The sequence below is a fragment of the Microbacterium sp. HJ5 genome, from assembly GCF_054824025.1.
Map to the genome: position 1 here is coordinate 185,739 of NZ_JSYE01000013.1, position 13,056 is coordinate 198,794.

13 protein-coding genes are annotated in these 13,056 nt (G+C 69.6%); 11 read left to right on the forward strand and 2 right to left on the reverse strand.

Going from position 1 to position 13,056, the window contains the following annotated elements; translation table 11 throughout:
- Positions 1–69 precede the first annotated feature (69 nt).
- The 8 genes from tig to OB08_RS07395 all read left to right on the forward strand — a co-directional run bounded on the left by tig (position 70) and on the right by OB08_RS07395 (position 8,371).
- Positions 70–1,491, forward strand: coding sequence for a trigger factor (gene tig, locus OB08_RS07360; RefSeq protein ID WP_461473651.1), 1,422 nt, complete (start codon positions 70–72; stop codon positions 1,489–1,491).
- Positions 1,492–1,638: 147 nt separating this feature from the next.
- On the forward strand, positions 1,639–2,223 hold the full coding sequence (locus OB08_RS07365) for an ATP-dependent Clp protease proteolytic subunit (RefSeq protein ID WP_191766880.1): 585 nt from the start codon (positions 1,639–1,641) through the stop codon (positions 2,221–2,223).
- Between the two features lie 32 nt (positions 2,224–2,255).
- A complete protein-coding gene (locus OB08_RS07370) occupies positions 2,256–2,930 on the forward strand; it encodes an ATP-dependent Clp protease proteolytic subunit (protein ID WP_461473654.1) in 675 nt (224 codons plus the stop codon).
- 201 nt (positions 2,931–3,131) lie between these two features.
- Entirely contained in the window at positions 3,132–4,400 is a 1,269-nt protein-coding gene (clpX, locus tag OB08_RS07375; protein ID WP_461473656.1) for an ATP-dependent Clp protease ATP-binding subunit ClpX, read from the forward strand.
- A gap of 40 nt (positions 4,401–4,440) precedes the next feature.
- A complete protein-coding gene (locus OB08_RS07380; RefSeq protein ID WP_461473658.1) occupies positions 4,441–5,556 on the forward strand; it encodes an epoxide hydrolase family protein in 1,116 nt (371 codons plus the stop codon).
- A gap of 69 nt (positions 5,557–5,625) precedes the next feature.
- On the forward strand, positions 5,626–6,360 hold the full coding sequence (locus OB08_RS07385) for an alpha/beta fold hydrolase (protein ID WP_461473660.1): 735 nt from the start codon (positions 5,626–5,628) through the stop codon (positions 6,358–6,360).
- Between the two features lie 86 nt (positions 6,361–6,446).
- On the forward strand, positions 6,447–7,292 hold the full coding sequence (locus OB08_RS07390) for a hypothetical protein (RefSeq protein WP_461473662.1): 846 nt from the start codon (positions 6,447–6,449) through the stop codon (positions 7,290–7,292).
- Between the two features lie 20 nt (positions 7,293–7,312).
- Positions 7,313–8,371, forward strand: a complete 1,059-nt coding sequence (locus OB08_RS07395) for an alpha/beta fold hydrolase (RefSeq protein ID WP_461473664.1) — start codon at positions 7,313–7,315, stop codon at positions 8,369–8,371.
- Between the two features lie 60 nt (positions 8,372–8,431).
- Here OB08_RS07395 and OB08_RS07400 read toward each other — a convergent pair whose 3' ends face one another.
- Positions 8,432–10,483: a M3 family metallopeptidase gene (locus OB08_RS07400; RefSeq protein ID WP_461473666.1), complete on the reverse strand. Its 2,052-nt coding sequence runs from the start codon at positions 10,481–10,483 to the stop codon at positions 8,432–8,434.
- Positions 10,484–10,625: 142 nt separating this feature from the next.
- On the opposite strand from OB08_RS07400, the gene OB08_RS07405 reads away from it, so the two are divergent.
- Genes OB08_RS07405 through OB08_RS07415 form a run of 3 tightly spaced genes read left to right on the forward strand, consistent with a single transcriptional unit; the run spans position 10,626 to position 12,801 of the window.
- Positions 10,626–11,228, forward strand: coding sequence for an ArsR/SmtB family transcription factor (locus OB08_RS07405; RefSeq protein WP_461473848.1), 603 nt, complete (start codon positions 10,626–10,628; stop codon positions 11,226–11,228).
- Positions 11,225–11,434, forward strand: coding sequence for a hypothetical protein (locus OB08_RS07410; RefSeq protein WP_461473668.1), 210 nt, complete (start codon positions 11,225–11,227; stop codon positions 11,432–11,434). Before OB08_RS07405 ends, OB08_RS07410 begins: the two co-directional genes overlap by 4 nt.
- On the forward strand, positions 11,431–12,801 hold the full coding sequence (locus tag OB08_RS07415) for an MFS transporter (RefSeq protein ID WP_461473670.1): 1,371 nt from the start codon (positions 11,431–11,433) through the stop codon (positions 12,799–12,801). The genes OB08_RS07410 and OB08_RS07415 overlap by 4 nt, the downstream gene beginning before the upstream one ends.
- Positions 12,802–12,807: 6 nt before the next feature.
- On the opposite strand, the gene OB08_RS07420 is transcribed toward OB08_RS07415, so the two are convergent.
- Positions 12,808–13,056 carry a hypothetical protein gene (locus OB08_RS07420; protein ID WP_461473672.1) on the reverse strand — a complete coding sequence of 83 codons (249 nt, stop codon included), beginning with the start codon at positions 13,054–13,056 and terminating at the stop codon, positions 12,808–12,810.

Sequence of the window (13,056 nt, forward strand, 5' to 3'; positions counted from 1 at the left end):
TCACAGAATTCCGACCCAGACCTTCAGCCGCGCATGCGCGCGCGGTCCGATAGAGGAGAACGAACAAGCATGGTGAACAGCACCGTCGAGAAGCTCAGCCCGACCCGGGTGAAGCTCCACATCACGGTCACGCCCGACGAGCTCAAGCCGTCGATCGCGCACGCGTACGAGCACATCGCGCAGGACGTGCAGATCCCCGGCTTCCGCAAGGGCAAGGTCCCCGCGCCGATCATCGACCAGCGCATCGGGCGCCTCGCCGTGCTGGAGCACGCCGTCAGCGAGGGCCTCGACACGTTCTACCGCCAGGCTGTCGAGGCCAACGAGCTGCGCGTGCTCGGCCGTCCGTCGGCCGAGGTCACCGAGTGGCCGGCCGAGAAGGACTTCTCCGGCGACCTGAAGGTCGAGGTCGAGGTCGACGTGCGTCCCGAGTTCGACCTCCCCGCCTTCGAGGGCACCACCGTCGAGGTCGACGCGATCGAGGTCGACGAGGCCGCCATCGACGCCGAGCTCGACCGCCTGCGCAGCCGCTTCGGCACGCTCGTCACCGTCGACCGCCCCGCCGCGAGCGGCGACTTCGTCGAGCTCGACCTGGTCGCGACCATCGACGGCGCCGAGATCGACCGCGCCGAAGGCGTGTCGTACGAGGTCGGCTCGGGCGAGCTGCTCGAGGGCATCGACGAGGCCATCGACTCGCTCACCGCGGGCGAGGACACCACGTTCCGCTCGAAGCTCGTCGGCGGCGACCACGCCGGCGAGGAGGCCGAGGTCTCGGTCGTGGTCAAGGCCGTCAAGGAGCGCGAGCTGCCCGAGGCCGACGACGACTTCGCCCAGATCGCGAGCGAGTTCGACACCATCGCCGAGCTGCGCGACAGCCTCGCGGCCCGCGTCGGCGAGCAGTCGGTGTTCACGCAGGGCTCTGCTGCGCGCGACAAGCTCATCGAGCAGCTGCTCGAGCAGGTCGAGATCCCGGTGCCGCCGCAGCTCATCGAGGACGAGGTGCACAACCACCTCGAGGGCGAAGGCCGTCTCGAGGACGACGTGCACCGCGCGGAGGTCGCCGAGGCGAGCGAGAAGCAGTTCAAGACGCAGATGCTCCTCGACAAGATCGCCGAGCAGGTCAACGTGCAGGTCTCGCAGGAGGAGCTCACGCAGTACCTCGTGCAGTCGGCCGCGCAGTACGGCATGGCCCCGCAGGACTTCGTCAACGCGCTGCAGGAGGGCAACCAGCTGCCCGCGATGGTCGGTGAGGTCGCCCGCAACAAGGCTCTGGCCGTCGTGCTCGGCAAGGTCACGGTCGTCGACACCAACGGCAAGCCCGTCGACCTCACCGGCTTCGTGGCCGTTGACGACGAGGACGAGGTCGTCGACGAGGCGCAGGAGATCGCGGATGCCGCGGCCGACGCCGACGCCGTGATCGAGGCCGAAGAGGCCGAGAAGAAGCCCGCCAAGAAGGCACCGGCCAAGAAGAAGTCCGCCGCCGACAAGGAGTGAGTCCGCGGCGCTCGCAGTGAAGGGGACGGATGCTGCGGCATCCGTCCCCTTCTTCTCTCCTGCCCGATCTGCCCAGGGCGAACACGGCCGGGTCGCTCGCGCCGCGCCGGTAGATTCGATGGCACGACCACGGAATCAGGAGTACACATGGCCGAACCACTTGTCGCGACGAGCGTCTTCGACAGGCTGCTGAAGGACCGAATCATCTGGCTCGGGTCGGAGGTGCGGGACGAGAACGCCAACGAGATCTGCGCGAAGATCCTCCTCCTCGCCGCCGAGGACTCCGAGAAGGACATCTACCTCTACATCAACTCCCCGGGCGGCTCGATCACCGCCGGCATGGCGATCTACGACACGATGCAGTTCGTGCCGAACGACATCGTCACCGTCGGCATCGGCATGGCCGCCTCGATGGGCCAGCTGCTCCTCACGGCCGGCACCAAGGGCAAGCGCTACATCACGCCGAACGCGCGCGTGCTGCTGCACCAGCCCCACGGCGGCTTCGGCGGCACGGCCAGCGACATCCAGACGCAGGCCCAGCTGATCCTCGACATGAAGAAGCGCCTGGCCGAGATCACCGCGGCACAGACGGGCAAGTCCGTCGAGCAGATCAACGCCGACGGCGACCGCGACCGCTGGTTCAGCGCCGACGAGGCCCTCGAGTACGGCTTCGTCGACCACATCCGCGAGTCCGCGACCGACGTCATCGGCGGCGGCGGAACCGCCAACTGAGCGCACCGAAGGCGAAAGAGAGAGAACCCGCAATGCAGACCCCCACCTTCGGACCCAACGGAGTCCCCAGCGCGCTCCAGATGCCCGGCAGCCGCTACGTGCTGCCGCAGTTCGAGGAGCGCACGGCCTACGGCTACAAGCGCCAGGACCCGTACAACAAGCTCTTCGAGGACCGCGTCATCTTCCTGGGCGTCCAGGTCGACGACGCCTCGGCCGACGATGTCATGGCGCAGCTCCTCGTGCTCGAGAGCCAGGATCCCGACCGCGACATCATCATGTACATCAACTCGCCCGGCGGCTCGTTCACGGCCATGACGGCGATCTACGACACGATGCAGTACGTCTCGCCGCAGATCCAGACGGTCGTGCTCGGCCAGGCGGCCTCCGCGGCCGCGGTGCTGCTGGCGGCCGGTGCGCCGGGCAAGCGTCTCGCCCTGCCGAACGCCCGCATCCTCATCCACCAGCCCGCGATGGGCGAGGCGGGTCACGGTCAGGCGTCCGACATCGAGATCCAGGCGCAGGAGATCATGCGCATGCGCACGTGGCTCGAGCAGACCCTCTCGAAGCACTCGAACAAGAGCCCCGAAGAGGTCAACAAGGACATCGACCGCGACAAGATCCTCGGCGCCGAAGAGGCTGTCGCGTACGGTCTCGTCGACCAGGTCCTCACGACCCGCAAGCGCACCCCCGCCGCACTGACGAAGTAGAGCGGATGCTGAAGCCCCGCCATCTCCGGACGGCGGGGCTTCGTCGTGCACGGGGCTCGCGTCCCACGCGCCCCGCTTCGCTCTGGGCGGACATCCCATCGTCCACAACGCGGGTCGCAATCCCGCCGCATGTCGTCCTGAGCGATTAGGCTCGGGAGAACAGCCGGGGGGCTGCCCCCGGACGCGACGAGGAGGAGCCTCATGGCACGCATCGGTGAGAGCGCCGACCTGTTCAAGTGCTCCTTCTGCGGCAAGAGCCAGAAGCAGGTCCAGCAGCTGATCGCCGGTCCCGGCGTCTACATCTGCGACGAGTGCGTCGAGCTGTGCAACGAGATCATCGAAGAGCGCATGGCCGAGTCGTCCTCGGGCGTCGTGACCGATTTCGATCTCCCCAAGCCGCGCGAGATCTTCGGCTTCCTCGAGGAGTACGTCGTCGGTCAGCACGCCGCCAAGCGGGCGCTGTCCGTGGCGGTCTACAACCACTACAAGCGTGTGCGTGCGCACGGCACGATCCAGTCCGCCGAGCAGCGCGCCGACGAGATCGAGATCGCCAAGAGCAACATCCTGCTCCTCGGTCCCACAGGCTGCGGCAAGACGTACCTCGCGCAGACCCTCGCCAAGCGCCTCAACGTACCGTTCGCCGTCGCCGATGCGACGGCGCTCACCGAGGCCGGCTACGTCGGCGAAGACGTCGAGAACATCCTCCTCAAGCTGCTGCAGGCCGCCGATTTCGACACCAAGCGGGCCGAGACCGGCATCATCTACATCGACGAGGTCGACAAGATCGCCCGCAAGGCCGAGAACCCCTCGATCACGCGCGACGTCTCCGGCGAGGGCGTCCAGCAGGCGCTCCTCAAGATCCTTGAGGGCACGGTGGCATCGGTTCCGCCGCAAGGCGGCCGCAAGCACCCCCATCAGGAGTTCATCCAGATCGACACGACGAACGTGCTGTTCATCGTGGCGGGCGCATTCGCCGGCCTCGAAGACATCATCTCGTCGCGCGTGGGCAAGCACGGCATCGGTTTCGGCGCTCCGCTGCACAACAAAGGCGATGATCTCAGCCTCTTCAGCGAGGTTCGTCCCGAAGACCTGCACAAGTTCGGGCTCATCCCCGAGTTCATCGGCCGTCTTCCGGTCGTCGCCTCCGTCTCGCCGCTCGATCGCGAGGCGCTGATGGAGATCCTCACCGTTCCGAAGAACGCGCTTGTGAAGCAGTACCACCGCATGTTCGAGCTCGACGGCGTCACCCTCGAGTTCGACACCGAGGCGCTCGAGGCGATCGCCGACCTGGCCGTCGAGCGCAAGACGGGTGCCCGCGGGCTCCGCGCGATCCTCGAAGACGTGCTCGGGCCGATCATGTTCGAGATCCCGTCGACCGACGACGTCGACAAGGTCATCGTCACGCGTGCAGCCGTCGACGAGGGCGCCCCGCCCACGCTCGTCCTGCGGGAGAAGCGCAAGAGCGCCTGACCTCGCGGGCGGTGTCGGTCCCCGCCCGTACTGTCGGCGCATGGACGTCGTTCCCTTCGAGATCCGGATCCCCGACGAGGTGCTCGCCGACCTGAAGGCGCGCCTCGAGCGCGCCCGGCTGCTGCCCGACTCGCCCCATCGCCCGCCGTCCGGAATGTCCGCCGCCTATCTCGCGGCTCTCGTCCGGTCGTGGGCGGAGTGGGACTGGGGCGACCGCGAGCGGTGGATCAACGCCCACCCGCAGTTCACGGCGCGCATCGATTCCGCAGACGTGCATTTCGTCCACCTGCGGTCGGCGCGGAGCGACGCGCCGGCGATCGTCGTCATGCACGGGTGGCCGCATACCTTCGCACTGCAGCTCGACTTCGCCGATCTCCTTCCCGACTTCCATGTCGTCGTCCCGAGCTTCCCGGGTTTCGCCTTCTCGACCCCTTACGCCGACGGCCTGATCACCGAGCGGCGTCTCGCCGGCACCGTGCACGCCCTGATGACCGACGTCCTCGGCTACGAGCGCTACCTCACGTACGGCGAAGACGTGTCCGCGAACGTGAACGACCTCCTGGCGGCGCAGTACGGTGACAGCGTCGCGGGCATCGTCGTGACCCACGCCCACTTCCCGACGCGAGCCGAGCGTCGCGCGCTCACCGCACCGGACGAGGTCGCGTTCTTCGATCGGATCGCCGCCGACCACGAGACAGACGGCGCCTACGGCCATGTGCAGGCCACACGACCTGACACGCTGGCTGCCGCCCTCAACGATTCGCCGGCGGGGCTGGTGGCGTGGCTGGCCGAGAAGCTCGTCGAATGGAGCGACACACCCGGCGACGATCCTGCAGACGTCGAACGCCTGATCTCTCGCGAGCGCATCCTGACCGAGGCGACGATCTACTGGGCGACTCAGACGATCGGCTCGTCATTCCGGCCGTACTACGAGGGTGCCGACCAGCCGGGACCGATCCCATCCGTCGACGTCCCGGCGGCGGTGTACGTGCAGCGGCACGAGACCGACTATCCGGAGTCGCTCGCGCGCTCCTACTACCGCGACCTCCGTGTCTTCGAAAGACTCGACGAAGGCGGGCACTTCACCGTTGCCGAGGTGCCGGCGGTGATGGCAGGACGCGTGCGCGCGTTCGCCCGCGCGCTCGGCGCGGCCTGAGTCGCGGACGCGGAACGCCGGTTGACGGCATCCGCTGCGGGTGTCCGACCCCCGGAGCAGACTCGGATCATGCCAACGACAACGACATTCGTCCTGGTTCCCGGCTACTGGCTCGGGGGGTGGGCGTGGGACGCGGTGGCCGAACGGCTGCGCGACGACGGGTTCGTCGCCGACGCGATCACCCTTCCCGGCCTCGATGACCACAGTCCGTCAGAGACCACGGAGATCACGCTCGACGATCACGTCGCAGCGGTCGTCGCTGCGGTTCACCGTGCGGACGGTCGCGTGGTCCTCGTCGGGCACAGCGGCGCAGGCGCCGTGGTCTCCGGCGCCGTAGATCAAGCCCATGAAGTGATCGACGATCTGGTGTTCGTCGACAGCGGTCCCGTCGCCGACGGCGTCGCGCAAGCGCCCGATCTCCCCTCGTCGGTGCGGGCGATCACCCTCCCTCCTTGGCCGGAACTCGAAGAGCAGGGCTCGAGCCTCGACGGACTCGACGCCGATGCCCTCGGGCGCTTCCGCGAGAGGGCGGTGCCGCATCCGGCCGCGGTGGCGCGGCAGCCGCTGGCGCTGTCAGACACCGCGCGGCGCGCGGTCCCCGTCACCGTGGTCTGCGCCAGCTACTCGGCGCAGCAGATCCGCGAGATGTCCGAGGCCGGCCATCCCTGGTTCGAGGAGCTCGCGCAGTACGAATCGGTGCGCCTGGTCGACCTGCCGACAGGTCATTGGCCGATGTGGTCACGACCGCAGGAGCTCGCCGACGAACTGCGCGAAGTCGTGGCTCGCCACCCGGCGGGCGACTGACGCGGGTTCTCCTGGCCGATTCGGGCCAGCGCGGATGACCCATTCGTGCGACGCGTCCGCGCAGGCATCCGCGGTGCAATCGAGGCATGACAGGACTCGTCTTCTCCACGCACACCACAGCGGGCCTCCTCGGGCGCCCCGGCCACGCGGAGCTCCCGCAGCCGGACGCCGCGCACCGCGCGACCGAGTCGCTCGGCGGCCTCGCGATCGAGCGACGTCTCAACGGACCGAGGCGATCGGCCAACGGCGGCATCGCGGCCGGCCTGTTCTCGCGCTTCGTCGATGCCGACACGGTCACCGTCGTCCTGCGCCGGCCCGTGCCGCTGGCACGCCGGCTCGACGTCGCAGCCGACGGCAGCGGTGGAGTCCGGGTCCACCGCGGGCGCCGGACCGTCGCCGAGACGCGCCCGGGGCGCATCGCCGACGAGGCACGTCCACTCGCCCCTGAATTCGAGGTCGCCGAGGCGGCGCGGGCGGCTCACCCGCTCGCCGGTGAGACCCACCCGCTCTCGGACTGCGTCGTCTGCGGTCCGCGGCGCTCCGACGGGATGCGCGTGACCCCTGGCTTCGTGGCCGACCGACCCTGGCTGCTCGCCGCGCCGTGGGTCGTGCAGAGCCGCGATTCCGTGGGCGGCGCGGCCCCGCTGGAGGCGGTGTGGGCGGCGATGGACTGCACGAGCTATCCCGCTGCCGCGCTGCAGCGTCGTCTGCTCTGCCTTCTCGGCACCATCACAGCGCGCGTTGAGCGCCGGCCGCGCGTGGGGGAGAGGCTCGTCGTCTACAGCTGGACCCGCGCCGAGCGTGGCCGCCGCCATGAGACGTCGGCGGCGATCGTCGACGCCGACGGTGCGGTGGTCGCACGCGCCGACGCGACGTGGATCGCGCTCAGACATCAGAGGCTGCACGCCCTCCGGTTCCGCGGTCGGGTCTGACGGTGTTCCATACTGATGTCGTGGCGAGCTCGGCATTCGCAATCCAGCACGCGTGGTCGGGTTCCGACGACGTGGCCTGGGCCGAGGCGGGCGGCGGAGCGCCGCTGCTTCTCGGCGGGTGGTGGATGAGCCATCTGATCCACGACATGGAGTACGTGCCGATCCGCCGGTTCGTCGGCGAACTCGTGCGCCATCGCCGCGTGATCCGCATGGATGCCCCCGGCAGCGGGCTGACGCGCTCCGACACCGCCCCCGCCGACATGACGCGGCACCTCGACGCTCTCCGGGCGGTCCTCGACGCGGCGGGCACCGAGCGCGTGACGCTGCTCGCCGGGTCGTCGGGCTGCCCGGTCGCCATCGAGTTCTCGGCGCGGCATCCCGACCGAGTGGACCGGCTCATCCTCTCCGGCGCCTACCTGCGCGGCGCGGACATCGCAGCGGAGGATGATCGCGCCGCCCTGGTCGAGCTCGTGCGGCGGAGCTGGGGCGTCGGCGGGCGGATCATGTCCGACGTCTTCTACCCAGAGGCGACACCTGAGCAGCACGCGGCGTTCCTGCACCATCAGCGGATGAGCGGGCCGGGCGAGGCGGCCGCCGCCGCCCTCGCCGGGGTCTACGGGCTCGACGCGCGCGGGGCCGCCTCCGGTGTCGCCGCCCCGACCGTGGTGCTTCACCGGCGCGGCGACCGGGCGATCCCGCTAGCCCTCGGCATGGCCACCGCGCGCGCCGTGCCCGGCGCCCGGCTCGAGGTCCTCGACGGCACAGCCCATCACCCGTGGCACGGAGACAGCGCCGCCGTCCTGCGTCACGCTCTCGCTTTCGCGGGGGTGGATCCCTCGCGGATGGGAAACCTCGCGCAGCACGACGGTGCGGATGTCGACCCCGACTCGCCCATCACCGCGCGAGAGCGCATCGTGCTCCAGCTCGTGGCGCAGGGGTTCACCGACGGGCAGATCGCTGCCGAGCTCTTCCTCAGCGTGCACACCGTCCATCGTCATGTCGCCAATGCCCGGCGAAAGCTGGGCGTCCCGTCGCGCGCGGCCGCCGCGGCCTGGGTGACCGCGCACCCCTCCGGATGAGGCGCGCGGTGTCGGCATCGCCGCCGGGCTGAGCGAGACGATCGCGCAGCCCGGCGAGGATCAGGCGACGAGGCCGCGACGCTCCAGGAGCGGACGGATGTCGGCATCCCGTCCGCGGAAGTCGCGGTAGGCCTCGAGCGGATCCTTCGAGCCGCCCACGCCGAGCAGGCGCTGCCGGAATCGATCGCCGTTGTCGCGGGTGAGTCCGCCGTTCTCGCGGAACCACTCGACGGTGTCGGCGTCGAGCACCTCGCTCCAGATGTACGAGTAGTAGCCCGCGCTGTAGCCGCCCGAGAAGACGTGCGCGAAGTACGTCGACGAATAGCGGGTCGGAACCGCGGGGTTGTCGAGGCCGATGGCCGAGAGAGCGGTTGCCTCGAACGACGCCACGTCGATGTCGGCCGCGGCCTGCTCCTCGGTGAGCGAATGCCAGGCCTGGTCGAGCCACGAGGCGGCGAGGTACTCACTCGTGGCGAAGCCCTGGTTGAAGGCTTCGGAGGCGTGGAGCTTCTCTACGACCTCGGCGGGGAGCGGCTCGCCGGTGTCGACGTGACGCGCGTACGCCGCCAGGATCTCGGGCCAGTAGATCCACATCTCGTTGACCTGGCTGGGGAACTCGACGAAGTCGCGGAACACGTTCGTCCCGGCGAAGTGCGGGTACGTGACGGTCGCGAACAGTCCGTGGAGCGCGTGGCCGAACTCGTGGAACAAGGTCGTCACCTCGTCGAGGGTGAGCAGGGTCGGTCGTCCCGGCGCCGGCTTGGGGACGTTGAGGTTGTTCACCACGATCGGCCGCGTGCCGCGCAGCGCGGACTGCGAGACGATCGAATTCATCCACGCTCCGCCGCGCTTGGTGTCGCGGGTATAGAGGTCGAGGACGAACAGGCCGAGTTCGCTGCCGTCCGCATTGTGCAGCTCGAACACGCGGGCGTCGGCGTGATACGCGGGGATGTCGGTCCGCTCGGTGAACGTGACCCCGTAGAGGTCGGTGGCGGCGCGGAAGACGCCGTCCTGGAGCACCCGCTCCGCTTCGAACCACGGACGCAGGGCGCTCCGGTCGAGGTCGTACTCGGCGGAGCGCACCTTCTCGGTGTAGAAGGCCCAGTCGTGGGCCTCGAGCGCGAACGGCCGCGGCTCCGCGTCGACGATCGCCTGCAGCGCCGCCTGCTCCTTCTTCGCGTTCGCTGCGGCCGGTACGGCGAGACGCCGCAGCAGGTCGTGGACGGCCTCCGGCGAGCCGGCCGTCTCGTCGGACGTGATGTACGCCGCGTGCGTGTCGTAGCCCAGGAGGGCTGCGCGCTCGGCGCGCAGGCGCACGATCTCGAGCAGCACCGCGCGGTTGTCGTTGTCGTTCCCGCGCGAGCCGCGCGCGCGGGACGCGTCGAGGATGCGCTTGCGGCTCGCGCGGTCCGTCAGCGTCGCGAGGTACGGATGGCCGGTGAAGAGGGTCAGGGTCACGACCCACTTGCCCTCCAGCCCGCGGTCGCGGGCGGCCTGCGCGGCAGCCGACAGCTCGCCCTCGGTGAGGCCGTCGAGCTCGTCCGCGCTGTCGAAGACCACGGCGAGATCGTTGGTGTCGTTGAGGAGGTTCTTCTCGAACGACGTGGTGAGCGTCGAGAGCCGCTGGTTGAGCCCGGTCAGGCGCTCCTTCGCAGCGTCGTCCAGGCCCGCCCCGGCGTGGGTCATCTCGCGGTGGTGCCGCTCGACGAGGTAGCGCTGCTCGGGGTCCAGCCCGAGCTCATCGAGCTGATCGTGGATCGTCTTGATGCGCCAGTACAGCTGCGCGTCGAGCTGGATCGAGTCCTGGTGCGCCGACATCAGAGGTGCGAGCTCCTCCTCGATCGCCTGGATCTCGGGCGTCGCGTCCGCTGAGGAGACGGTGTAGAACGTCCGCGAGACGTCGCCGAGAAGCTTTCCGCTCTCCTCGAGCGGGACGAGGGTGTTCTCGAAGGTCGGCATGGAGCGGACGCGTGTGATGCGGGAGACCTCGCTCGCGTGCTCCTCGAAAGCGGCCCGGAACGCCGGCAGGTAATGCTCCGGGCGGATGGCCCGGTAATCGGGCAGGCCGTAGGGGAGAGGCGCAGGGGAGAGCAGCGGGTTGTCGTTCGGCATGGCGACCAGCCTAGTCGCGGATGGCGGCCATGCCGCCGAACCTTTGCAAAAACATCCTTGCAAAGAAACACTTGCAAAGAATTCTTTGCATTGCTAATGTGAGGGCATGGCAGAGAACCAGGGCAGCGAGCAGGCCGAAGCGATGGCCCGTTCCGAACAGCGCCACAACGAGGACCGCGTCCTCGATTCAGGCGCGCTCCGCGCGCTGGCGCACCCGCTCCGGGTGAAGATCTACGACATCCTCAGCCAGTACGGGCCGCAGACCGCGAGCTCGCTCGCCGAGCGGCTCGGAGAGTCGAGCGGGTCGACCAGCTACCACCTGCGCGCGCTCGCCAAGCACGACCTCATCCGCGAGGCCGAGGACCGCGGCACGGGCCGTGAGCGGTGGTGGGAGCGTCCAGTCGGCGGTGTGTCGTTCGCCAACCCCGACGCCATGACCACGCCGGCGGGGCGCGCTGCGACACAGGTCGTCATGAACGAATTCCTGCGCAACCGCAACGATCAGCTTCTGGACTTCGTCAATCGCGGGATCGGCGGTGAAGACGAGATGTGGCAGGAGGGCACGCTCGTCTCCACGGCCACCGCGCGACTCACGCCCGAGCAGAGCAAGGAGCTCGCTCTCAAGATCATGGCCCTGATCGACGAGGCCGTCGACAACCATCGCAATCAGACCGGCGAGAACGTACGGCCCGTCACCATCCGGGCCGACCTCTTCCCGCTTCCCGAACTCGGAGGACAGTCATGACCGCTCTCACCGCACCGACCGCCGTCGTCCGCACCACGGGCTTCGAGCGGATGCTCCTCACCACCGCGACCGGCCTCGATCGCTTCGTCGCGTCGCGTCTCGAACGTCGTGCGGCCTCCCGCCGGCCCGTCGACGCACAGACCGCCGCCGGCGAGACGCGATCCGACGCGCTGGCGATGGGATCGATCGGGATGCTGCCGCGATGACCGACACCGTGGACGCGGTGGACGAGACCGAGGGGGCCGGGCGCAAGGGCCGACCCCCTCTGTCCGCCGACTTCGGCAAGCTGTGGACCGCCGCGGCGTTCAGCAACCTCGCCGACGGCATCGGCCGCATCGCGGTGCCGCTCATCGCCACGACGCTGACGCGCGATCCGCTCGCGATCGCCGCGCTGGGCGCGCTCGCGTTCCTCCCGTGGCTCGTCTTCGGACTTCCCGCGGGCATGATCGTCGACCGGTACGACCGGCGATACATCATGGCCCTCGCCAACACGCTCCGCGGACTGGCGGCGGTCGGGCTCGCCGTGCTGACCGTGACGGGCATGCTCGACATCTGGTGGCTCTTCGCCGCCACGCTCGTGTTCGGCCTGGGCGAGACGCTGTTCGACAACGCCACGAACGCCATCGTCCCCTCCGTGGTCGAGCGTCGCTCGCTCGATCGCGCCAACGGATTCCTGCAGGCCGCGCAGATCACCATCGACAACTTCATCGCGACCCCGATCGGCGGAGTCCTGTTCGCGGTCTCGCTCGCGCTGCCGCTGTGGGTCGGTGCCGCCGGATACCTCATTCCCATCGCTCTCGCGGTGATGCTTCCCCTCTCGGCTGCGCGCCCGCTGCGGGACGAGCCCGCGCAACGGCAGGGCGCTCCCCAGCCCCCCGCCGCGGCGGTGGGGGCAGAGCCGCTCGCGGCGGCTGTGACGCCGGCCGAACCGGCAGCCGAGCCCGCGGCGTCCACTCCCTCGCCCGGATCGACGTCGGCCCGCGAGGCCATCGCCTACCTGTGGAACCACCGCTTCCTGCGCTCGATGGTCGTCTTCACGTCGATCGTCGGGTCGGCCTTCTCGTTCGCTCAGGCGCCGACGATCCTCTACTTCCTCGACGAGCTGTCGGTGGCTCCGGCGGCCGTCGGCGTCGTCACCGCGGGCATCGGCCTGGGTGCGCTGGCCGGGTCGCTCATCGCCTCGTCGCTCGTCGAGCGGTTCGGCCGCGGGCGCGTGATGCTCGGGGCGAACCTGGTGGCCGCGGCATCCCTCGTCGCGGTGTGGGCGGCGCCCGAACTCATCACCGGGATCATCGCCTACGCGCTGATGGCGTGCGCCGTCTCGGTGTGGAACGTGCCGTGGGGCGCGCTTCGGCAGGCGATCGTCCCGGGCAGGATCTTCGGGCGCGTGCTCGGGATCATCCGCACCTTCACGTGGGGGCTGTTCCCGTTCGCCACGCTGCTCGGCGGACTGGTCGCGCGCAGCGACCTGCGGCTGCCGTTCCTCATCGCGGGCGCGATCACGCTCGTGACGGCACTGGTCGGGGCGCGGCTGCTCCTCGACGCGTCGAACCACAACGCGCCGGAGGAGTGAGACGGATCAGCCGAAGCCGTCCTCCGGATCGTTCCGGGCGACGGCTTCGCCGTTCTCGTCGAGCGACACGATGATCCCGGTGTCGAGCTCGGCGATGGGCCGGCCCTCGAGCCAGGTGAGTGTCCATCGCGGGCGCGGCTGGCCGAGCTGGTCGGCGGGGATCGTCTCGTCGACGGAGCAGATGCCGCGCCGCAGCGCCTCGGGGACCGCTCGGGGCGGTTCGTCGCCCGAGGTCCAGCGGGTGCCGAGCTGCAT